This window comes from Castellaniella sp. UC4447_H14, assembly GCF_052978285.1.
This window is the reverse complement of record NZ_CM129666.1, coordinates 872,375-892,481: the sequence shown is the minus strand read 5'-3', so window position 1 is coordinate 892,481 and position 20,107 is coordinate 872,375. Positions and strand designations below refer to the sequence as shown.

At 64.7% G+C, this 20,107-nt stretch carries 23 protein-coding genes; 4 read left to right on the top strand and 19 right to left on the bottom strand.

All coding sequences use genetic code 11. The features are described 5' to 3' along the window. The first annotated feature begins 46 nt into the window (after positions 1-46). From flgK to ACVCMJ_RS04355, 3 genes are all read left to right on the top strand, one after another. Complete coding sequence (gene flgK, locus ACVCMJ_RS04365; protein ID WP_447080225.1) at positions 47-2,014, top strand: flagellar hook-associated protein FlgK; 1,968 nt, start codon at positions 47-49, stop codon at positions 2,012-2,014. Between the two features lie 26 nt (positions 2,015-2,040). Then, positions 2,041-3,321, top strand: coding sequence for a flagellar hook-associated protein FlgL (gene flgL, locus ACVCMJ_RS04360; protein ID WP_447080224.1), 1,281 nt, complete (start codon positions 2,041-2,043; stop codon positions 3,319-3,321). A 74-nt stretch (positions 3,322-3,395) separates the two neighbouring features. Then, entirely contained in the window at positions 3,396-3,983 is a 588-nt protein-coding gene (locus tag ACVCMJ_RS04355) for a hypothetical protein (protein ID WP_447080223.1), read from the top strand. Position 3,984: 1 nt separating this feature from the next. On the opposite strand, the gene fliR is transcribed toward ACVCMJ_RS04355, so the two are convergent. The 13 genes from fliR to fliF form a co-directional block, all read right to left on the bottom strand. Next, positions 3,985-4,770, bottom strand: coding sequence for a flagellar biosynthetic protein FliR (fliR, locus tag ACVCMJ_RS04350; protein ID WP_447080222.1), 786 nt, complete (start codon positions 4,768-4,770; stop codon positions 3,985-3,987). 17 nt (positions 4,771-4,787) lie between these two features. After that, entirely contained in the window at positions 4,788-5,057 is a 270-nt protein-coding gene (gene fliQ, locus ACVCMJ_RS04345) for a flagellar biosynthesis protein FliQ (protein WP_447080221.1), read from the bottom strand. 10 nt (positions 5,058-5,067) lie between these two features. Then, positions 5,068-5,862, bottom strand: a complete 795-nt coding sequence (gene fliP / locus ACVCMJ_RS04340) for a flagellar type III secretion system pore protein FliP (RefSeq protein WP_447080220.1) — start codon at positions 5,860-5,862, stop codon at positions 5,068-5,070. Beyond that, positions 5,862-6,182 (bottom strand): flagellar biosynthetic protein FliO, encoded by a 321-nt coding sequence (fliO, locus tag ACVCMJ_RS04335; RefSeq protein ID WP_447080219.1) that lies wholly within the window; start codon positions 6,180-6,182, stop codon positions 5,862-5,864. Before fliO ends, fliP begins: the two co-directional genes overlap by 1 nt. Before the next feature lie 35 nt (positions 6,183-6,217). After that, on the bottom strand, positions 6,218-6,757 hold the full coding sequence (gene fliN / locus ACVCMJ_RS04330; RefSeq protein ID WP_447080218.1) for a flagellar motor switch protein FliN: 540 nt from the start codon (positions 6,755-6,757) through the stop codon (positions 6,218-6,220). Next, the gene (fliM, locus tag ACVCMJ_RS04325) at positions 6,754-7,770 is read right to left on the bottom strand and encodes a flagellar motor switch protein FliM (protein ID WP_447080217.1); all 1,017 of its coding nucleotides are present in this window, start codon (positions 7,768-7,770) and stop codon (positions 6,754-6,756) included. The genes fliN and fliM overlap by 4 nt, the downstream gene beginning before the upstream one ends. Further along, positions 7,771-8,250 carry a flagellar basal body-associated protein FliL gene (gene fliL / locus ACVCMJ_RS04320; protein WP_447080216.1) on the bottom strand — a complete coding sequence of 160 codons (480 nt, stop codon included), beginning with the start codon at positions 8,248-8,250 and terminating at the stop codon, positions 7,771-7,773. It abuts the gene before it with no gap. 81 nt (positions 8,251-8,331) lie between these two features. Next, positions 8,332-9,579, bottom strand: coding sequence for a flagellar hook-length control protein FliK (locus tag ACVCMJ_RS04315; RefSeq protein WP_447080215.1), 1,248 nt, complete (start codon positions 9,577-9,579; stop codon positions 8,332-8,334). Positions 9,580-9,597: 18 nt separating this feature from the next. After that, the gene (fliJ, locus tag ACVCMJ_RS04310) at positions 9,598-10,044 is read right to left on the bottom strand and encodes a flagellar export protein FliJ (RefSeq protein ID WP_447080214.1); all 447 of its coding nucleotides are present in this window, start codon (positions 10,042-10,044) and stop codon (positions 9,598-9,600) included. Then, positions 10,034-11,500, bottom strand: a complete 1,467-nt coding sequence (fliI, locus tag ACVCMJ_RS04305; protein WP_447080213.1) for a flagellar protein export ATPase FliI — start codon at positions 11,498-11,500, stop codon at positions 10,034-10,036. Before fliI ends, fliJ begins: the two co-directional genes overlap by 11 nt. Continuing rightward, entirely contained in the window at positions 11,497-12,273 is a 777-nt protein-coding gene (locus ACVCMJ_RS04300) for a flagellar assembly protein FliH (protein ID WP_447080212.1), read from the bottom strand. Before ACVCMJ_RS04300 ends, fliI begins: the two co-directional genes overlap by 4 nt. Then, on the bottom strand, positions 12,266-13,270 hold the full coding sequence (fliG, locus tag ACVCMJ_RS04295; RefSeq protein WP_447080211.1) for a flagellar motor switch protein FliG: 1,005 nt from the start codon (positions 13,268-13,270) through the stop codon (positions 12,266-12,268). Before fliG ends, ACVCMJ_RS04300 begins: the two co-directional genes overlap by 8 nt. Next, positions 13,257-14,939, bottom strand: a complete 1,683-nt coding sequence (gene fliF / locus ACVCMJ_RS04290) for a flagellar basal-body MS-ring/collar protein FliF (protein ID WP_447080210.1) — start codon at positions 14,937-14,939, stop codon at positions 13,257-13,259. Before fliF ends, fliG begins: the two co-directional genes overlap by 14 nt. Positions 14,940-15,290: 351 nt before the next feature. On the opposite strand from fliF, the gene fliE reads away from it, so the two are divergent. Next, complete coding sequence (fliE, locus tag ACVCMJ_RS04285; RefSeq protein ID WP_447082670.1) at positions 15,291-15,629, top strand: flagellar hook-basal body complex protein FliE; 339 nt, start codon at positions 15,291-15,293, stop codon at positions 15,627-15,629. A gap of 3 nt (positions 15,630-15,632) precedes the next feature. Here fliE and ACVCMJ_RS04280 read toward each other — a convergent pair whose 3' ends face one another. From ACVCMJ_RS04280 to ACVCMJ_RS04255, 6 genes are read right to left on the bottom strand one after another with little or no spacing between them, the layout of a single operon-like run. Continuing rightward, on the bottom strand, positions 15,633-15,938 hold the full coding sequence (locus ACVCMJ_RS04280) for an EscU/YscU/HrcU family type III secretion system export apparatus switch protein (RefSeq protein WP_447080209.1): 306 nt from the start codon (positions 15,936-15,938) through the stop codon (positions 15,633-15,635). Continuing rightward, the gene (locus ACVCMJ_RS04275; protein ID WP_447080208.1) at positions 15,919-17,256 is read right to left on the bottom strand and encodes a flagellar hook-length control protein FliK; all 1,338 of its coding nucleotides are present in this window, start codon (positions 17,254-17,256) and stop codon (positions 15,919-15,921) included. Before ACVCMJ_RS04275 ends, ACVCMJ_RS04280 begins: the two co-directional genes overlap by 20 nt. A gap of 3 nt (positions 17,257-17,259) precedes the next feature. Continuing rightward, positions 17,260-17,595, bottom strand: coding sequence for a flagellar protein FliT (locus ACVCMJ_RS04270; RefSeq protein ID WP_447080207.1), 336 nt, complete (start codon positions 17,593-17,595; stop codon positions 17,260-17,262). A gap of 16 nt (positions 17,596-17,611) precedes the next feature. Continuing rightward, positions 17,612-18,043 (bottom strand): flagellar export chaperone FliS, encoded by a 432-nt coding sequence (gene fliS / locus ACVCMJ_RS04265; protein WP_447080206.1) that lies wholly within the window; start codon positions 18,041-18,043, stop codon positions 17,612-17,614. 9 nt (positions 18,044-18,052) lie between these two features. Further along, positions 18,053-19,453 (bottom strand): flagellar filament capping protein FliD, encoded by a 1,401-nt coding sequence (gene fliD, locus ACVCMJ_RS04260; protein WP_447080205.1) that lies wholly within the window; start codon positions 19,451-19,453, stop codon positions 18,053-18,055. A 36-nt stretch (positions 19,454-19,489) separates the two neighbouring features. Further along, a complete protein-coding gene (locus tag ACVCMJ_RS04255) occupies positions 19,490-19,903 on the bottom strand; it encodes a flagellar protein FlaG (protein ID WP_447080204.1) in 414 nt (137 codons plus the stop codon). Positions 19,904-20,107 lie beyond the last annotated feature (204 nt).

Below are 20,107 nucleotides of genomic sequence, written 5' to 3'. Positions count from 1 at the left end.
AGGGCGTGCCCTAGCGGCGTGCTCGCAATGGATAGGATTGCAGCGTATGAATCTGGCTAATCTGGGCAAGGCTGGGCTGCTGGTGGCACAGAACCGTCTGCAGACTGCGGGGCACAACATCAACAACGCCGCCACGCCCGGTTATAACCGTCAGAGCGTGCTGGTGCAGACGGCGGGCGCGACGCCCACGTCGGCGGGATGGATCGGCCGTGGGGCGGTGGCCGTCAGCGTGCAGCGCTCCTACGACAGCTTCCTGTATCGGCAACTCACGGATTCCCAGACCAAGAGCGCCGCACTCACGGCCTATGGGAACCAGATCAGCCAGATCAACAATCTGGTGGCGGACCGCACGGTCGGGATTTCCCCCGCCATTCAGAAGTTCTTTGACAGCCTGGATGCACTGGCGTCCGCGCCGGCGGATGTGGCCGCCCGACAGGACCTGATCGGCCAGTCCAACAGCCTGGCTTCGCAGGTCCGTAGCGCCAACTCCTTCCTGGACAGCCAGCGCCAGAACGTCAATACGCAGATCACGACCACGGTTTCGCAGATCAATAGCTATCTGACCCGCATCCAGGACCTGAACAAGCAGATCACGGTGGCCAAGGCGTCCACACCGAATCAGCCGCCCAACGATCTTCTGGATCAGCGAGACCAACTGGTGGGCGAGCTGGGGCAGCTCGTCAACGTCAAGGTCTACAACCAGGATGACCAGGTCAGCATCACGGTGGGCAACGGCCAGACCGTTCTGGGCGGCAATACCGTCTACCCGTTGCAGGCACTGCCGTCGGCGGCCGATCCCAGCCGCTTTTCCATCAGCTACACGACGACGGACGCCAGTGGGCAGCCCAAGGCGGTCGAGATGGACGATGGCATGATCACCGGAGGCCAGTTGGGCGGGTTGCTGACATTCCGCTCGGACGTGCTGGACTCTGCGCAGAATGACCTGGGGCGCATCGCGCTGGGAATCTCGGTGGCGGTCAACGCGCAGCACCTGCAGGGTTACGACACCACCGGGGCAGCCGGCGGTTATTTCTTTTCCAGCAACAGCATCACGGGTACGAACGTGACCCCGGGTGCGGGCAATACGTCCGTGGGCAATCTTGCCGTGACGGTGGATGCGGGCACGGTTCCCAATCAAAGCTATCAGCTCAGCTACGATGCGACGACGGATCCGCTCAATCCTCAGTACGTCCTGAAGACGTCCCCCCAGGGCGCTACGGTGGGCACGATCACGCCGCCAGCCACCAGCGTGGCAGTCAATGGCGTGACGATAGACACGGCGGGGATGACCGCTCCGGTGGACGGCGATAGCTGGAACATCGGGCTGGTCGAGCAGCCGAAGGCCAAGGTCATCGGCAACGCGGACAATCGCGCCACGAGCGGCCCTTCAGCCTCGATTCGCGACGTCTCGAAGCTCACGAATCAGGACTATCGGGTGGACTTCGATGGCGCCGGCTACACGGTGACCCGCATACCCGACGGTGTACAGCCCTCCGATTTCGTACAGAATGGCAATGTATTGAGCTTCGACGGTATTCAGGTCGACACGAGCACTATTGCGGGTGCCGCGTCCGGCGATTCCTGGTTGGTGCAGCCCACCCGCGACGCCGCTGCGGGCCTGGACGTGGCCATCTCCGATCCGTCCAAGATCGCGGCGGCCGGCTTTGACTCGGCCAGCGGCAGGCCGGCGGGTTCGGCCAATGGCGACAATGCGCTAGAGCTGGCGGCGCTGCGCACCGGCAAGGTCTTGGGCAATGGCTCCATGGGCTTGAACGAGGCCTATTCCCAACTGGTCAACAACGTCGCGGTCAAGACGCAGCAAAACACCACGGCCCAAAAGGCACAGGACACCCTGGTGCAGCAGAACACGGCTGCCCAGCAAGCTGTGTCGGGCGTCAATCTGGACGAGGAATACATCAATCTGCAGCAGTATCAGGAACAGTATCAGGCGGCCGCGCGTCTCATCGACACGGCTTCCACCCTGTTTGATACCCTGCTCAGCCTGCGCAGCTAGGCCGCACGATTAACCGGAAACCCATCATGCGTATCAGTTCCAGCCTCATGTACAGCACGGGCTTGAATACCATCAATGCCCAGCAGTCCGACTTGATGCATCTGTATCAGCAGATCGGCTCCGGCCAGAAGATGGTCACGCCAGCCGATGATCCGCTCGGCGCCGCGCAGTCCATCAATATTTCGCAGTCGCAGGCCCTGAATAGCCGCTATGCGGCCAACCGGTCGGTTGCCAACCAGAACCTGGGCACCGAGGAAAACGCGCTCAGTTCGCTCACCGATCTGCTGGTGAACGTACGCACCAGCCTGGTCCAGGCGGGGAACGGGACGCTGTCGGATGCGGACCGCGCTACGCTCGCCGATGTGTTGCGCAATGCCCAGAAAACCATGCTGGGGATTGCCAATACGACCGATGGCAACGGGCAATACGTGTTCTCGGGGTCCCAGGGCGGGACAGCGCCTTATCAGCTGGCCAACCCCAGCGATCCGACCAGCGGCTACCAGTACAAGGGCGACACGCTCCAGCGTACCATCCAGGCCGATCAAACCCGGCGGATCGCCAGCGGCGATGTGGGTTCAGACGTGTTCGATCGTGCCCAGCCGGGGACTCTGGCCTACACCACATCGGCGGCGGCGACCAACACCGGTACGGCAGTGGTGGGCCAGCCGTCCATTTCCGATTCCTCGCAAGGCAACGCGCGTGCCGACTACAGTTTCAGCGTGGCGTTCCAGGACGACGGGGCGGGCGGGCTGCAGTACGTGATCACGACACTGGATGACTCGACCCAGCCGCCCACCGATGTGTCGCCAAGTCCCAATCCGGCGCAGCCCTGGACGACGGGCCAGCAGGCTATCGACCTCGGAATGGGCACGACGGTACAGATTTCGGGGGCCCCGGCGATCGGTGATACCTTTTCGGTGTCTCCGCTCAAGAGCACCAGCGTCAATATGTTCGATACGCTGGATCAGCTTGCCGCGGCGTTGGAGTCTCCTTCTCAGGGCGACCCCCAGTCCGGCGCGAACCTTCAGAACATCCTGAATTCCGCCATGCAGAAGCTCGCCACCAACTACGACAACGTGCTGACGGTCCGCTCGTCGATCGGGTCGCGCATGAACGAATTGACGGCGCTGGACAACACCGGCACGCAGAACAATCTGAGTTACACCAAGGCGCTTTCCGGCCTGGAAGACCTGGATTATTACGACGCCTCCATGAAGCTCAGTCTGCGCCAGATGGCGTTGCAGGGGGCGACCGCCGCCTTCCAGACCATCCAGAACCTCAGCCTGTTCAAGATGAACAGCCGGTGACGGCGCGGTGGGGTGACATGAGCATGTTTTCCATTGCAGGAAATGGGCGCTGTTTCCTCAGGCTTCGGAGGTCAGTGCTAGCGTTGCTGCTGGTCGGCCTGTCGGCCTGTTCGACGACAGGTGAGACCTTTCGCTCCGCCGGGCTGGACCGGATCGTCGTAGGGCGCACGACGCTGGCGCAGGCGGCCGTCGACCTCGGGGCACAACCCGTGGATACGTGGCAGCAGGGCGACACGCTCCTGGCACGCTGGGCCTACAAAGGCACTGTGGCGACCGATGCGGTGTATTTTCGTGAGGAGGTCTGGCTGCGATTCGGACCCGACGGCCGGTTCGTGCGCACTGAACGCACCATCAACGTGCCGCCGCAGCATCACACGCGCACGGCGCAGGAGGCCGATCGCGAAGCGGCCGAAGCCAGGGCGCGCACTGCGCCCCCCGCTGCCACGGCTGTCGACCCGACCGGTCCGGTCCTCGATGGCGGGGCGCAATCACTGGCGATTCCGGTGCCTCCGCCGCCCTCCGTGGAGCCAGTCGCATCAAGCCCTGGTTCCGGGGACGGGGCGTCGATTCCGGGCGCCGCTCCCGCTGCTGAGCCCCTGCTGCCGGCCGGTACGCGCATCATCCCGGGTGCCACCTATCCGGTAGGGAGCGGGGGCCGGTGAGTTACAGGCCGGCCAGGGCTCGGGCGATGCGGGCCATGGCCTGGTAGGCGTCCGAGAACAGTCCCGTCAGGAAGTCGCCGCTTTGGGGCAGGACGATGGCCAGCATCACAAGGCCGGTCGCAAGGGAAATCGGGAACCCCACGGCAAAGACCGAAAGCTGCTGGGCCGTGCGATTCAGAATGCCGAGCGAAAGATTGATCGACAGCAGGACGATGATGAGCGGCAGCGCGAGGAGCATGCCCGAAATCCAAAGCTGCCGGCTCCATTCGATCAACGCGCCCCAGCCGTTCGGATTCAGCGAGCTGCCGATCGGCAGGAATTCGAAGGTTCTGACCAGCCCGTCGAGCATCAGCAGGTGCCCGTTGACGGACAGGAAGATCAGCATGGCGACCAGGTTGATGAAACGCGACAGGACGGCTGTGTTGGCACCGGTGGCCGGGTCGAAGAAGGACGCGAATGCCAGACCCATTTCCAGGCCGACGAATTCACCGGCCATCATGGCTGCCGTGAAGACCAGGCGTACGCACAGACCCAAGGCCAGCCCGATCAGCACCTGCTGGCTCGCAATCATCAGGCCCGCCCAGGAGGCTGGCGCGACTGCGGGCAAGGGACCCAGCAGCGGGCTGACGATGAAGGTGATGACGACGGTGAGTCCGATCTTGACCCGCACCGGGATCGTGGACTCTCCGAAGATGGGGGCCGTGGTCACGAGCCCCCCGATGCGGCATAGCGGCCACAGCAGTGCCGTGAGCCACTGGTAGAGCTGGTCCAGGTGGAGTTCGATCACGGCCGGGGCGGCGCGGCCTAGCTGGCCAGCCCGGGGATGGTATTGAACAGCGTCTGGATGTAGTCGACCATGGTCGAAATCAGCCAGGGCCCCAGCAACACCAGAGCCGCGCCCACGGCGAGCAGCTTGGGGATGAAGGACAGCGTCATCTCGTTGATCTGGGTTGCCGCCTGGAAGATGCTGATGACCAGACCGACGACGAGCGTCACCAGAAGCAGCGGCCCGGCCATGATCAGGGCGACCTTCAGCGCCTGATAGGTCATCGACATCACGGCTTCCGAGTTCATGGGGGGCCTCTTATTGGTAGAAGCTGCGAGCCAGCGACCCCAGCAGCAGGTGCCAGCCGTCAGCCAGCACGAACAGCATGAGCTTGAAGGGCAACGAGATCGTCACCGGTGGAACCATCATCATTCCCAGCGCCATCAGGAGGCTGGCCACCACCAGGTCGATGATGAGGAAGGGAATGAAGATGGTGAAGCCGATCTGGAAGGCGGTTTTCAGCTCGCTGGTGACAAAGGCTGGCACCAGCACTCGCAGGGGCACCGACTCCGGCCCCTGCAGCGGCCCCACGTTGGCCATGTCGGCAAACAGGCTCAGGTCGGATTCCCGGGTCTGGTGCATCATGAAGGTCTTCAACGGCTGGCTGCCGCGGTCCAGCGCCTGCTCGAAGCTGATCTTGTCCTGGGCGAGCGGCTGGTACGCCTGCGTGTAAATCTGGTTGAAGACGGGTGACATGACGAAGAAGGTCAGGAACAGCGCCAGCCCCACCAGCACGGAATTGGGGGGTGACACTCCCGTGCCCAGCGCGTTGCGCAGCAATCCCAGCACAATGATGATGCGCGTGAACCCGGTCATCATGAGCAGCGCCGCGGGCAGAAACGACAGCATGGTCAGCATGACCAGCGTCTGGATGCTGAGCGACCAGGTCTGCGATCCGTTGGGGCCCGGCGTAGCGGTCAGGGCAGGCAGCGTCGCCTGGGCCAGGCTGTTGGTGGGCCAGATCAGCGCCAGGGTGAAGATTGCCAGGGCGAGCAGGGGCCAGTGCAGCGCCCGATGTTGGACTGGGACGGCCGGAAAAGCAGCGACCGCCATCAGGAACGGGCCACGGCCTTGTTCAGGCTTCCGGCGAAATCCGCAGGCGCCACGGGGGCGCCCGGTGCGTCGGTCGGCAGCGTGTGCAGCAGCGTGATCTGTTGGGCGGTCACGCCGACCACCAGCCGTGCGTCCCGCACCTGAACCAGCGCGATGGAACTGCGCGCACCGAGGCGCAGGGTCCCCAGAACCTTGAGGTCGGTGCGGTTGATGTGCTGTCGGATCCAGCCGCTGCGCCGTGCCATCCAGGCCAGGCTCAGCAGCAGCCCGACAATGAACAGCAGCGCGAGAATGACTTGCAGCGTTTGGGCAGGGGTCATGGCGTTTCAGTAATCGGTGATTCGGCGCCAGTCGCTCAACGCCGGTTGTTCAGCCGTGCGATGCGGTCCGACGGCGTAATGATGTCGGTGACCCGGATGCCGTATTTTTCATCCACCACAACCACTTCGCCTTGCGCGATCAGGTAGCCGTTGACGTAAATGTCCATGGGTTCACCGGCCAGCCCGTCCAGTTCCACGACGGAACCCTGGCCGAGCTGCAGTATGTTCTTGATGGTCAGCCGGGTGCGCCCCAGTTCGACTGAGAGCTGGACGGGGATGTCCATGATCATGTCGATGTCGCTGTCGGCGCTGTTTTCCTGGCTCACCAGCGGCTGGAAGACCTGGGCTGCGGCCGCCTGCGCGCTGCTGCCGCTTCCTGCCTGGGTCGCGGCCGTCTGTTCGGCCAGCGCGGCTGCCCAGTCGTCAGCGCCGCCCAGGCCGGACGCCTGGGTCGGTTGGTTGTGTGCCGACTCCTGCTCGGCCAGCGCGGCCGCCCAGTCGTCTTCTGGCGCGCTGGCGGGCGCTTGTTCCGGTCCTTTCGGGTCCTGGATGTCGTCGTCTTTGTGGTCGCTCATTTCGGTGTGCGGGCTATCAGTTGGTCGGAATCCGCGGGGGTGGCAAGAGTCTTGCGGACCCGCAGGGCGAAGCGGCCGTTGAAGGTACCGTAGGTGCAGTCCAGCACCGGTACGCCGCCGACTCGGGCGACCACGGTGGGCTGGATTTCTACGGGCAGGATGTCGCCCACCGCGAGATGCAGCAGCTCAGCGATGGAGGTTTCAATATGGGCGAATTCAACCGCCAGCTCGACTTCGGCGCTGCGCACTTCGCGCGTGAGCTGCTGGGTCCATCGCTGATCGATGGAGTCCGCGGCGGCCTGCTGCAGAGGCCGCGTGAGCAGGTCCCGAATGGGTTCCAGCATGGAGTACGGCAGGCAGACGTTGAGCTTGCCGCCGGAGGAACCCAGTTCGATATTGAACGAAGACACCACGACGGTATCGTTGCCCGAGCTGATGTTCGCGAACTTGGTGTGCATCTCCGAGCGGATGTATTCAAACTCCAGCGGGTAGATGGATTTCCACGCCTCGCCGTAGCATTCCAGCGTCAAGGTGAGCAGGCGGCGGATGATGCGCTGTTCCGTGTTCGTGAAATCCCGTCCCTCGACCCGGGTGTTGTAGCGCCCGTGCCCGCCAAACAGGCTGTCGATGACCAGAAACACCAGATTTGGATCGAAGGTGAACAGGCTCGTGCCGCGCAGAGGCTTGAGCGCCACCATGTTCAGGTTGCTGGGCACCGGCAGGTTCCGCTCGAAGTCGGAATATTTCTGGATCTTGATCGTGTTGACCGTGATGTCGGCGTTGCGCCGCATGAAGCCGAAGAACATCGAACGCAGCCGCCGCGCGAAGCGCTCGTTGATGAGTTCCAGCGTTTGCATGCGGTGACGCGCCACCCGGTCCGGCGAACCCAGATCGTAAGGGCGCACCCCGTCCGTGGCCTCGGCCGGCTGCTGCCGTTCAGGAGTCTCCTCGCCGGTGACGCCTGCCAGCAGCGCATCGACCTCGTCCTGGGAGAGCATGCTGGAATAGGGCATCTACTGCACCACGAAAGCGGTAAACAGAACATCGGCCACCTGCGGGCCGGCCAACTGCGCCACGAAGGGATGCGACAGTGCGGTCTTTATGGCGTCCGCCAGCGCCTGCCGTCCCTGGACGGTCTGGATCGCCGGAAGCTGTTGCGACGACAGGACCTTCAGAATGCGGTCACGGACCTCCGGCATGTAGTCGCGGATCTGCTTGCGGGACGCTTCGTCGCTCATCCGCAGCGTGATGGCCGTGTACAGGATGCGATTACGCGTTTCACCGTACAGCGTCACGGTGAAGGGCTCCAGTTCGGCAAAGATGGGCGCAGGCACGGCGGGCGGGGGCGTGGGGGCATGCGTCTCTGATGCGGCCTGTGCCGCAGGGGGGGCGCTGGTGATGCCGTTCCGGTTCATGAAGAAGATCGTGCCTCCGATGGCGGCGCCGATGACTACGATGAGCAGAACGATAAGTTTGAGGAGCCTTCTTAACATGATTCCGGAGTGAGCTGTCGCGGCGGGTTGGGGGGCAAGGGGCTGATTGTAACGCTCCATCGGCGGGCGTTACATAGGCGCTCAGACGAAGGTGTCCACCAAGGCATCCGGATGTCGTGCGGGGTTGTGAGGGCGGGAGGACAGCGGCGCGATTCCCGCCGTGTTCGTGTCCAGGCTGAAGGATGTGCCGGAAGGGTTCTGCGGATTCGGCGACTGTTGCGCAAAGCCTTGCTGCCCGGATTGCTGATCGCTGACATTGGCCTGGCCCAGAGACAGGCCCGCCTGGGCGAACTGCTGCGCCAGGCCGGGAAGGGCATTTTCGAGCGCTTGGCGGACGTGCAGGTGAGGTGAGACGAACGCCGCCTGGGTCATAGAGTCGCCGATCTGCAACGTGATACGGACGGGGCCCAGCTCAGGCGGGTTGACGTGCAACTGCACTGTGTGCGTGCCGTTGATCCCCGATTGCGCCAGCGTCACCATCTGGCGGCTGAGATCCTGGGCCCATTGGGGTGACGCCAGTGGGGTCGGGACGGCCAGCGTGATGACGGGCGTTGTCGCCGGCATCGCCGCCGCTGCGGGCGCCAGTCCGGCCGTCGCGAGAGGGGCTGCGAACATGGGCGCCTGGCTGTCATCGGCGGTCGTCGCCTGGTTCGGCTTGAGGACTTCAGTGAGCGCGGCCAGCAACCCGCTGGTGCGCGGGTTCTGGCTGGCGTCGGCCGGCTGGGCCGTTGTGGCCGATTGGGCTGCTGCTGTCGGGGCAGGGCGCCCGGCATCGTGGCCAGCATCGACGGGGGTGCCTTCCTGAACCGTGAGCGCGGCCGTCATCGCAGGCAGCGATTCAAAGGCTTGGCCCGGTGTCGCGACAGCCGGCTTCTGCGTCCGGGGGGATGGCGCCGCGTCGGGCGGTATCTGCATTGCGGCGGCGACGTCCGATAGCAGGGTTACCGCAGCGGTTGTTGCGATCGGGGATGCGCCCTGTGCGGCTGTCGCCGCGGGTTCCGACAGTGCGTCAGCGGAATGACCCGCGGCCGGGGTGCCCGCCACCGCCGCTGCCTGCGGCAGGCCTTGCATGATGGGCAGCGCGGTACTGTCGAGGATCAGGGCGAGCGTGGAATCGGGGTCCAGCGGGTCCTTGGTCTTTCCATCCCGGGGTTCCCCCGCAGGGACGCGGGATGTCGTCGCGGCACCCTTCGCGGCCACCGGATGTCCCTGTTGGCGCGAAAGGACTGTGGAAAAGCTGCGGGTGCTGCCCGGTGCGCCGGCGTCGCTGGTGCGCGCCGAAGCCTCGGTCGGAGGGGGGCTGGAGCTGGTCGCAGGAAGCACGGGCATGTTCATGGCTTGAGCTGTTCAATGAGACTGCCGTCGCCGATACAGGCTGGCTGCGGCCTCGTCGCTGGCGCGTTGTTCGCGGCGCTGTTCATGGTATTGAGACTGGCGAATCTGACGGGCCTTCAGTGCCTCGTAGGAGTTCAGCCGCCGCTTTTCATCGTGCCACCGCTTGCGTCCGGCCTCGAGCCGCGTATCAATCTGCGCGATGATCCTATTTTGCTGGGAAATGGCCTCGTCCAATGTGGCGATAAACTGCCTAAAGTTGTGGTAATTCGAGGCGGTCACGCCACCCTCGGTCGTGGATTGCAGCCGCTGCGTGTAATCGGCGCGATAGCCGTCCAGCGTGGCCAGTTGCCCCTGCGCTTGCCGTCTTTCGTTGCCGAGCTCGGCCAGCGTGCGGCCGGCGGCATCCAGCTTGTCCTGTGCCAGGTTGATCAGGACGTCCAGTGGCGTTTCAGGCGCCATGGCCCGCTTCCTGGCCCAGTGCGCCGGTCAGCGCGGAAACCGCCCCCGGATAATCGACGCGCACGTCGATTCCCTGCTGCAGATACTGCTCGAGCCACGGGAAGCGTTCGATCGCCCGGTCGATTTCCGGGTCATTGCCCGCGGTGTATGCACCCACCGCGATCAGGTCGCGGTTGCGCTGGTAGCGAGACACCATGCGCTTGAACCGGTGCACGTCGTGGAACTGGCGTTCGGGCACGATGGCCGACATGACGCGCGAAATCGACGCTTCGATATCGATGGCCGGGTAATGTCCCGATTCAGCCAGGCTGCGCGAGAGCACGATATGGCCATCGAGGATGGCCCGGGCCGAGTCGGCAATGGGATCCTGCTGATCGTCGCCTTCGGTGAGCACAGTATAGAAGGCTGTAATCGAGCCGGCGGGCCGATCCCCTTGAGGAGCTCCGTTGCCCGCCCGTTCCACCAGGCCCGGCAGTTTGGCGAACACCGAAGGAGGGTAGCCCTTGGTGGCAGGCGGCTCGCCGATGGCCAGCGCGATTTCGCGCTGCGCCATGGCGTAGCGCGTGAGCGAATCCATGATGAGCAGGACGTGCTGCCCTCGGTCGCGAAAGTATTCGGCCAGCCGCGTAGCGTAGACGGCGCCCTGCAGCCGCAGCAAGGGCGATACGTCCGCGGGAGCGGCCACCACCACGGAGCGCGCCAGTCCGGTCGGGCCGAGGTTCAGTTCGATGAATTCCTTGACCTCCCGGCCACGCTCTCCGATCAGCCCGACCACGATGACGTCGGCCTGAGTGTAGCGGGCCATCATGCCGAGCAGCACGCTTTTGCCCACGCCCGAGCCGGCGAACAGTCCCATGCGCTGGCCGCGGCCAACTGTCAGGAGACCGTTGATCGCGCGTACGCCCACGTCCAGGACCGTGTCCACGGGCGCGCGCGTCAGCGGGTTGATGGGCAGGGACGTCAGCGGCGCCATTTCGAGGCCGATTGGCAGCGGCTTGCCGTCCAGCGGGCGGCCAGCTCCGTCCAGCACGCGGCCCAGCAGGGCCTGCCCCACCGGCAGGTGACGTGTCTGATCCGCGCCGAGCGGACGTGGCGATTCCCACGCACTGGTGGTCGGCAGCGGTACCGGGTCCAGCCACAGCTTTTCCGCCGGCAGAACCCGCGCGCCCGGCTGCAGCCCCGTGATGTCGCTTTGCGGCATGAGAAACAGGGTGTGCGCCTGGAAGCCCACGACTTCGGCGTCGGCCCAGAGGTCACGTCCCGGTGAGACCTGCACCTTGCAGGCGGCGCCGACCGGGAGCTGCAGGCCCGTGGCTTCCAGCACCAGGCCGGTTGCGCGCACGACGCGACCCTGGCTGCGGGTGGCCTGGCGCGCACTGACTCGACTTTCGCAGGCGGCAAGCTGGGCCCTCCAGCGTGCGCCGGCCGACTCCAGCAGTTCGCCGGTGCCACTCATGGCGAACCAGGCGCTTGACCGAGCGCGGCAATCACCCGAAGCCAGCGGGTTTCCAGCGTGGCATCGATCGAGCCGTGGAGTGTCTCGGCAATGCAGCCACCGTGCGTGAGCTGTTCGTCCGCAACGAGCTGGTACTGGCTGACATCGGGATTCTGTCGCAGGAAGGCCTGTACGAGTTCCAGGTCATCCGGATGCAGGCGCAGGATGATGGCCGCGCCCTCGCGAGGGGAAGATTGGAGCACGTCCTGGACCAGATCCAGGATCTGGTTGGGGTGGTCCCGCAGATGGCTGCGCAACACCTGTTCCGCGATGCGCGTCGCCAGATGGATCAGAGCCTGACCGACCTCCTGTTCCAGGCCGTTGAGCGCAGCGCCGCATGCGTCGGCCAGTGCGTCCAGGCGTCCGGCCTGCTCGCGGGCTCGTGATGCCCCTTCGGCGTGCCCCTGTTTCATGCCGGCCTGAAGCCCCTCGGCGCGGCCCTCGGCGCGGCCTTGTTCCAGGCCTTCGGCATGGCCTGACTCCAGTCCCTGAGCGTGACCTGCGCGCTGCCCCTGTTCGAACCCTTCCTGGTAGCCGCGGGCGCGGCCCTGCTCGTGGGCCCGCGTCAGCGTTTCAACCGCGCGCCGTTGCATTTCCGCCTTCCGCTGTTCGGCATCCCGGTCGCTTGCCCGCCGCATGGGGTTGGCGCGCAGGGCGTCCAGCGATTCCATCTCCCAGCGCTGCCAACGGGCACGCGTGGCGAGATCGGCGGAAGGTCCCGGCTTGTCAGACATATTCGTCGTTGCCCATGCTCAGATTGATCTGGCCGGCATCGGCGAGCTTGCGTGCGACCATGAGAATGGATTTTTGTTCAGTTTCCACGCGTGACATGCGCACCGGACCCTGGGCCTCCAGGTCGTCGCGCAGAATCTCCGCCGCGCGATTGGACATATTCTTGAAGAACTTGGCACACAGTTCTTCGCTGGCACCCTTCAGCGCGATGGTGAGCGATGCGGTGTCGATTTCCTTCAGGATGAGCTGGATGGCGGCGTCTTCCACGTCGACCAGATTGTCGAAGACGAACATCTCGTCCACGATGCGCTGGGCCAGGTCGGCGTCCAGTTCGCGCAGGCTGCTCACCACGGCTTCCTCTTCGGTCGAGTTCATGAAGTTCAGGATCTCGGCCGCCGTACGCACACCGCCCATCTTCGAGCGCTTCGCGCCCTGGCCGGAGAGCACCTCATTGAGCACCTCGGTCAGTTCGTGCAAGGCGGCAGGCTGGACGCCCCCGAAGGTGGCAATGCGCATCATCACGTCGTTGCGCAGGCGTTCGTTGAGCAGCGCCAGAATGGCAGAGGCGCGATCGCGTTCCAGGTGCACCAGGATGGTGGCGATGATCTGCGGGTGTTCGTCGGCGACGAGCTCCGCGACGTTGCTGGGCTCCAGCCAGTTCAGGGCGTCGATGCCCGACGCCGAGCCGTCGTCGCCGGCCTCCAGGATGTCCTCGATGAGGCCGGCGGCGCGATCCGTCCCCAATGCCTTGGTAAGCACGGACCGGATGTAGTCGTCGGACCCCAGTGTCACCGCCATGAATTGATCAGCCTCGCGGCGGAAGTCTTCAAGGACTTTGTCCACGTCCGCCCGCGCGACCTGCTTCAGGTTGGCCATGGCCAGCCCGATCTGCTGGACTTCGCGTGAAGACAGATACTTGAACACTTCGGCGGCCGCGTCTTCACCGATGGACATCATCAGGATGGCGCAGCGGGACAGGTCGGCTTCAGGATTTGGCATTCTTGGGGTCCATCCAGGATCTCAATACCATGGCGACCGCGCGCGGGTCGTTCTTGGCGAGATTGCGAGCAGTGTCCAGGTTGTCCTCGTAGCGGTTCATTTCCGAGGCGCGCATCTCGTCCTGGCGGCGTTGTTCGCGCATGGTCTCCAGGTGGGCCTCGTTTTTCACGCGCTCCACCTGGGCATTGGCGAATCCCTGGACGATGGGGCGAATGACCGAGCGCCACAGGAAGAACAGTACCACCAGGATGAGCAGGACCTTGAGGATCTGCAACGCGAGATTGCGGTAGGCGGGGTCTTCCCACGGCTTGACGGACGGTTCCTGGTCGGTGAATTCGTTGTTGACCACGCTGAGCGTATCGCCGCGGTCGGCAGAGTACCCCATGGCCTGCTTGACCAGGGCGTTGATGTTGGCCATTTCTTCGGGGGCCAGCGGCTCGGCCGTGCCGTCCTTGTCGCGATAGTTCACCACGACGGCCACGGAGAGCCGTTGCAGCGTTCCCATCTCGTGCTTGACGTGATCGATGGTGCGGTCCACCTCGTAGTTGACCGTTGCATCATTGCGGACCGACTTGGGTGTGGCCGATCGGTCGCCGGTTCCCAATGCCTGGGTGCCGCTGGGGGTGGCCGGAGGGGGAGCCGCGTTCTGGCCGTTCTGTCCCTGTGCGGGTTGTTGCGGATTAGGGGGGGTCACCTGAACCGGGGCCGTGGCGCTGGCGGGGGCCTGATTGGTCAATGCGCCCGGGACCCCCTGAGGCGGCAGCACGTCGCTCTGCACGGCGTCGCTGGTCTGCTTGCTCCGGACCGCCGCGGTGCCCGGCGTCTCATTGGGGCGGTAGGTCTCCGAAGTCTGTTCCCGCTGTGCGAAGTCCACTGTTGCGCTGACCTGTGCGCGGACGTTGCCCTGGCCCACGATGGGATTGAGCAGCGTCAGGATGCGTTGCGTGGTGCGTTGTTCGATGTCATTGATGAAGTTCCGCCGGGTGCTGTCCAGGCCGGCGGTCCCCCCCGGCGTGGATAGCAGGTGGCCGTCCTGGTCGACGATGGAAACATTGGCGGCATTGAGCTGAGGCACGCTGGAGGACACCAGCCAGGCCACGGCCGAGACCTGCGCTTCGCTCAGTGAGCGCGCAGGGAAGAGCGTGAGCAGTACGGAGGCAGTGGGCGCCTCGCGGTCGCGCACGAACAGGGACTGCCGGGGGATGGCCAGGTGGACGCGCGCCGATTTGACGGGCTGCAGCGCTTCGATGGATCGCGCCAGTTCGCCTTCCAGTGCGCGCTGGTAGGTCACCTGTTCCGTGAATTGACTGGCACCGAATTTGGGTGCGTCCAGCAGCTCGAAGCCGACATTCCCGCCCCGTGGCAGCCCCTGTTCGGCCAATTCCAGGCGCAGGGTGTACACCTGGTCCGAAGGCACCAGGATCGTGCTGCCGTTATCGGCGAACTTGTAGGGGATGTTGCGCTGGTTCAGGATGTTGACGATGGCCCCGCCATCGCGGCTTTCGACGTTCGAAAACAACGTGCGGTAATCGGGTTCGCGCATCCAGAGCGCCAGCACCACGAAAATCGCGATCAGCGCCGCGCCCAGCCCGAGGAGGACTGGCCGTGGCAGTGTGTTGAGCCGGGCCAGCACCGGGTGGTGGTTCATCCAGTCGGCGACAGTAGTCATTGAACCGGCGGGAGGATTTGAGTCGCCAGGACGGACCGAGGCCGGGAACTGAGGGTCGGGAGGGTGGGCATGCGGTGTGGCGAAATTAAAGGACGGTGGCGGCCATTATGGCCGTGATGGGGCTTGCGGCATGTCTGGAAAAACCCCGGTTTTGGGGCATAGTTAGGGCTATCCCGGCAGGGGTTGGGTTCCTTTGATGTCAATTGGCGGAATTGCCCGCCTTTGGAGGGCTTAATGGCGAGCTAGCCGAATCGAGCGCTGATTTATAGTACAGGCCGGTGCTTGAAATCAAGCGCGTGGTCGCTGGGACCGCGGCATTTTTCACATCCAACAGGAATTCCGCTTTTCATGATGACATCCCAGGCCCTCTCCAGTGTGGAAAGTCTGCTGGCGCAGATGCGGTCGGTTGCGCGTGCGGCCCAAGGGGTGGATCAGCCGGCGCGGCCCGACGGCCCATCAGGAGCGTCGGGCGGCTTCGCAGCGGAACTGACGCGATCGCTGAACCGCGTCTCACAGGCCCAGAACGCCGCCAACGCGCAGGCTCAGTCCTTCGAGCTGGGTAATCCGGACATCGGCCTGAGCAATGTCATGATCGATCTGCAGAAGGCCAACCTGGCCTTCCAGGCGACGGTCCAGGTCCGCAATCGCCTGGTCGACGCCTACAAGGAGATCGCGAATCTGTCGATCTGACGCCTAGTCGGGGTCGGGTGGCGGCCGCACCGGTTCCTGATCCGAGTCGAGCGCATACAACCAGGCGAGCAACTCCGCAATCGCTACATAGAGCTGAGGCGGTATGTGCGCATCCAGATTGACCTGCATGAGCAGGCCGACGAGTTCGGGTGATTCATGCACGTAGAGGCCGTGTTCTCGGGCTGTTCGCACGATGGTGTCGGCCAGTGTCCCGTAGCCCTTGGCCACCACGCGTGGCGCCTGGTCGGAAGGATCATAGGCGATCGCGACCGCGCTGGCGCGAGCGGGATCAGGCTGCGGGTTCTGCATGGGATCGGGGTGCCGGCGCACCGGCAGATTCTTCGTGGCTGGCGACCGAGAGCTGACTGGCCTGGAGTCCCTTCGCAAGCAGCCGTGTACGGAGCGCTTCGATGGACGCGCTCAACCGCTGTGCGGATTGGGGAGCGGCAAGCCGCATGACGAGATGGTCGCCGGCCAGACTCAGGCGTGCCTGGATGTTGCCAAGCGTCGGCAGGCTGAGCGTCAACTGGGTAGCCCAGTGGTTATCTTCGAAATCCCGGTGGCCCGAGTCGCCGGCGTCCCGGCGCCTGACCTCCCAATGCATTGCGGCACCTGGCCACGCCTCGCCCTGCCAGGCGAAGCCCTGATTGGCCAGCACGTCGAGCTGCTGGCGCACCAACCCTTGCGCCTGGCCGTCGATGCCTGGAACGGCGGCTGATGTGGCGAGGGAAGGGCCGGGGAGAGGATTGCTCGCCTGCTGGGGAAGGTTGGTCCCCTGATGTGCGGCGCTCGTCTCGACGGACGGCAATGCTCCCGGAGAGGCGTTTCCCGGGTTGGAGGAGGCCGCCTGGTCTGAGCGCTGCGCTGTTTGCGCGGACTGGGGCGCGATCTGCCCCTGGGGCTCCTGGCGTAGCGCCCGGGGCGTCGATTGACCAGCCGCGAGTTGTGCCAGGTGCGATTCGTAGAAAAGGCCGCTGGTCTGTACCGATTGCATCAGGGCTGTGGCCAGCCGGGCGACCAGGGCACCGGGCTGATTCAAAACCGCGGCAAGCGGCCCCCCGGCCGGGCCAGCGCCCGCTGTCTGGATCGGGTTTCCTGTGGCTGGGGAACCCGCGGGAGGAGAGCCCGTACCGGATGAACCGGCGGGGCTGGAAGCCGTGCCGGAGGCCGGTTCGGCGGTTGGGCTGGCACCGGCCGCGGACGGAGACTGCGGCGATCCGGGCAGCAGTGGCGCCTGGGCCCGGATCGCCGGCTCAGCCTCTGGGTAGGCATTGAGCAAGGCGAGGATGATGCGGGCGGCATAGCCCAGCGTAGTGGGAGCCGATTGGGTGACGCTATGGAGTGTGGTGGCGCGCCCCAGAAGGTTGTCCAGCTGCATTTCCCGCGTTGCCTTGCCCACGGCCGCGCGCTGTTGATCCTGGGTTGCCGCCTGGTCCACTGCCTCGCGGGTGCTGCGCTGGGGAGGGTTTTGTAGAGCGCCGGGGTTTTCCGGATTGCCCGGTTGGGGGACGGCCAGCGGGCCGGCGCCGTTGGCGAGGCTGGCCTGCTGCCCCAGCGATGTCCCCAGCGCCGCGTCGAGCCGCTGGACCAGCAGCGTGCTGAGGTTCGAGGGCGCACCGATGCTCATGACCTACCCTGGCCGGACACTGGAATAGTAGGCCTGCAGAACGCTGCGCTGGCGCTTGAACGAGCCCAGCAGATGACTGAGCCGATCCAGTTCCGGCGACACCAGTTGCCGGATGTGGGCATCGTTATCCAGGATGCAGGTCAGAAGCTCACGCCGGGCGTTCTTCTGATCGTCGTCCAGCGGCCCCAGGGCCCTGAGGTGTTCGACGGCATCCTGGTATTGTCCGCCGAGGGCGACCAGGTCGTCCCATTGCTGACTCCGTGCCTTGTCGAGCATTTCGGCCGACAGCGTCGCGATCGTGCGGTAGTGCTGCAAAAGTGTGGTGTGCGGCGAAACCAATTGCGCTCTTCCTGAATCAGGGGGTGGCGGCCGGCAGGCCGAATTGCGGGTCGGCCGCGATGTGCCAGGCTTCCGCGAGATTGCTCAGCAGCGCTTCAGCCGCATCGAGCTTGGCTTCGTCTTGGTGCAGGTTGGCCTGCATCAGATCACGGACGACAAGTTCGTAGGCGGCAATCAGATGGCGGGCCACTTCCCCGCCCCGTTCCGTGTCCACGCTGGCTTTCAGGCCCGATTCGACGATATCGATAGCCTTGGACAACGCCTTGCCTCGTTCGGCGACATTGCCGTTGCGCAGGTGGTGGCGGGCCTGTGCCAGCGCCGTCTGGGCACCGCGAAACAGTAGCGAAATGAGGCGCTCCGGGGAGGCGCCCATGACCTCGGTTTCGAGGCCGATATTGGCGTAAGACCCGGTGGCCCGGGCGGCGCGTGAACGAGGTGCGTAGGTCATCGGCACAGCTTACTTCGAGTTTTTGGTTCCGTTCAGCGCGGTGAGCTGCTGAGTCAGGTAGCTGCTCAGCGAATTCATCTGAGTCACCATGCTGTCCAGTTGGGTGAATTGAGTCCGGTAGGTGGCCATGCGCTGATCGATCAGGCTGGAGGTGGCGTCGTACTGTTTCTTGATGTCGGCGATGGTCTTGTTCAGGCCGTCGGTGGTGGTCGAGAAGATGCCGCCGCTGCGAGTGAAGGTGTCGGCCGCCGCCCCGACGCGCGTCCCTATGCCTGTGCTGCCGGTCAGCAGTGATTTTACGCCGTTCATGTTGCCGGACAGCGCCTTGTCGAGTTTGGTCTGGTCGACCTTCAATTGGCCCGAGGTCGGATCCGTCGTGATTCCGATGGATGCGAGCGTGGTACCGGTCGTGGAATCGATGGCACCGGTGAGCGCGCCCTGCATGCGGGTCTGCACCGAGCGCGCCACGGAGTCTCCCGTCAGGACGGAAGAGGTCTGGCTGTCCACATCGAATGCCGTGAGCGACTTCATCGTGCTCTGCAGCGTGTTGTAGGCCGAGACGAAATCGGTGATGGCCTTTTTGGCCACGCTGTTGTCGCGGGACAATGTCAGGCTGGTTGCGGTGGTGGTGATCTTGTTCAGCGAAAGCGTCACGCCGTCGATGACGTTGTCCACCGTGTTGGTATGGCTGGTGATGGCAATGCCGTTGACCGAGAGCGTGGCGTCCTGAGCCGCCTGGACCTGTATGGCGGGGTTGCTGCTGGTGGAGCCCGACGCGTCCGTGGTGATGGAGGTGCCCAGGAAGGCCTGCAGATCGGCGTTGCCGGCGACGCTGATCTCGCCGACGGCCTCCTGTGTGCCGGTGGCGCGGCTGGTGAGCAAAAGGCGGTAGGGGCTGGCGCCGCCATCGTTCACGATGGTGGCATTCACGCCAATGTCGGTCTTGGCGTTGATGGCCTTCACCAACCCGTTGAGCGATGTGTCGCCTCCGGTGAGGTCCAGTGTGTGGGTCTTTCCGTCGGCTGTCGTGATGCTCAGCGTACCGTCGGTACCGATCGCAGTGGTGCGGTCGCCGCGCCCATCGAAGACCAGCGTCTGGGACGTGGCGAGCTGGTCGACCTGGATGGCGTATTGACCGGGGATCGCCGTGGTAGTCGTCGTGGCTGAAATGGCGTCCGAAGCGGTTGCCGAGGTGATCGCGCCGTAGCTATCGGACTTGGCGACCACCTGCGCCGCTACCTGGAAAGCCGACACAGCCGCCTGCAGCTTCCCGTATGCCGACAGCTTGGCCTGGGCCGCGGTCTGGCGACTCTGGATGGCCTGCAGCGCCAGATTTTCGTTGTTCTGCAGGCTGGTGAGCAGACTGTCGAGCGGCAGTCCGGACATGCCCAGGGATTGTATGGTTGGCATCGGCGGTTCTCTGTGTGGTGGCGTCTGGCAAGTGTGTCAGGCTCGGGTGTCCACCCCGGACCCCTGAAGCGTGACGATCATTTTGGCGGCCTGGAGGACCGCCTCGGACGGGATGGTGCGGAGCACTTTTCCGGTCGAGGTGTCGACGATGGATATCACGAGGCGCTGCGCGTCCTTGTCCATGTCGAAACGCATCCCGGTGGACCAGGCTTTCAGGTTCTCGTTGACCGACTCCAGCGCCTTTTCCAGGGAAGATTTCGGGGCCCCCGGATATTGGGGGATGTCCCGATTATCCAGACCGAGGCCCGCCTGAGACGAATGATCCTGCAAAGCACCCTGTGCGGGCACGGCGGGTGGCGTGGGCTGGGGCTGCGTGCCGGGTCGGTCCAGAAGCGGCGACGCCTGGCCGAGGCCGACGGACGTCAGTGAACTGCCGATGGGTTGAATCATGCGCGAACCTCTGTGAATTTGCTCGTTCTCGATCGGACGGGCGCATCGTGCCCGCACCCAGGTCTATGCCTCTCGCCCAGCCATAACGGCCGACGGGTGTAAAACTTTAGTGGGGAGCCGCGTCTATTCTTGAACATTATCCGGGTCGAGCGGGATGCCAGTCGGTGAAAATCGTGGGGGAACCCGCGTCTGCTCCCCGGAATG

Excerpts from the sequence above, each read along its gene's own strand:
- flgL (WP_447080224.1), top strand. The coding sequence starts at position 2,041 with ATGCGTATCAGTTCCAGCCTCATGTACAGCACGGGCTTGAATACCATC.
- ACVCMJ_RS04280 (WP_447080209.1), bottom strand. The coding sequence starts at position 15,938 with ATGCAGAACCCGCAGCCTGATCCCGCTCGCGCCAGCGCGGTCGCGATC.
- fliQ (WP_447080221.1), bottom strand. The coding sequence starts at position 5,057 with ATGAACTCGGAAGCCGTGATGTCGATGACCTATCAGGCGCTGAAGGTC.
- fliF (WP_447080210.1), bottom strand. The coding sequence starts at position 14,939 with ATGACTACTGTCGCCGACTGGATGAACCACCACCCGGTGCTGGCCCGG.
- fliM (WP_447080217.1), bottom strand. The coding sequence starts at position 7,770 with ATGCCCTATTCCAGCATGCTCTCCCAGGACGAGGTCGATGCGCTGCTG.
- ACVCMJ_RS04255 (WP_447080204.1), bottom strand. The coding sequence starts at position 19,903 with ATGATTCAACCCATCGGCAGTTCACTGACGTCCGTCGGCCTCGGCCAG.
- flgK (WP_447080225.1), top strand. The coding sequence starts at position 47 with ATGAATCTGGCTAATCTGGGCAAGGCTGGGCTGCTGGTGGCACAGAAC.
- fliP (WP_447080220.1), bottom strand. The coding sequence starts at position 5,862 with ATGGCGGTCGCTGCTTTTCCGGCCGTCCCAGTCCAACATCGGGCGCTG.
- fliG (WP_447080211.1), bottom strand. The coding sequence starts at position 13,270 with ATGCCAAATCCTGAAGCCGACCTGTCCCGCTGCGCCATCCTGATGATG.
- fliI (WP_447080213.1), bottom strand. The coding sequence starts at position 11,500 with ATGAGTGGCACCGGCGAACTGCTGGAGTCGGCCGGCGCACGCTGGAGG.
- fliJ (WP_447080214.1), bottom strand. The coding sequence starts at position 10,044 with ATGGCGCCTGAAACGCCACTGGACGTCCTGATCAACCTGGCACAGGAC.
- ACVCMJ_RS04300 (WP_447080212.1), bottom strand. The coding sequence starts at position 12,273 with ATGTCTGACAAGCCGGGACCTTCCGCCGATCTCGCCACGCGTGCCCGT.
- fliD (WP_447080205.1), bottom strand. The coding sequence starts at position 19,453 with ATGCCAACCATACAATCCCTGGGCATGTCCGGACTGCCGCTCGACAGT.
- ACVCMJ_RS04315 (WP_447080215.1), bottom strand. The coding sequence starts at position 9,579 with ATGCCCGTGCTTCCTGCGACCAGCTCCAGCCCCCCTCCGACCGAGGCT.
- ACVCMJ_RS04275 (WP_447080208.1), bottom strand. The coding sequence starts at position 17,256 with ATGAGCATCGGTGCGCCCTCGAACCTCAGCACGCTGCTGGTCCAGCGG.
- fliL (WP_447080216.1), bottom strand. The coding sequence starts at position 8,250 with ATGTTAAGAAGGCTCCTCAAACTTATCGTTCTGCTCATCGTAGTCATC.
- fliS (WP_447080206.1), bottom strand. The coding sequence starts at position 18,043 with ATGACCTACGCACCTCGTTCACGCGCCGCCCGGGCCACCGGGTCTTAC.
- fliE (WP_447082670.1), top strand. The coding sequence starts at position 15,291 with ATGACATCCCAGGCCCTCTCCAGTGTGGAAAGTCTGCTGGCGCAGATG.
- fliO (WP_447080219.1), bottom strand. The coding sequence starts at position 6,182 with ATGACCCCTGCCCAAACGCTGCAAGTCATTCTCGCGCTGCTGTTCATT.
- fliN (WP_447080218.1), bottom strand. The coding sequence starts at position 6,757 with ATGAGCGACCACAAAGACGACGACATCCAGGACCCGAAAGGACCGGAA.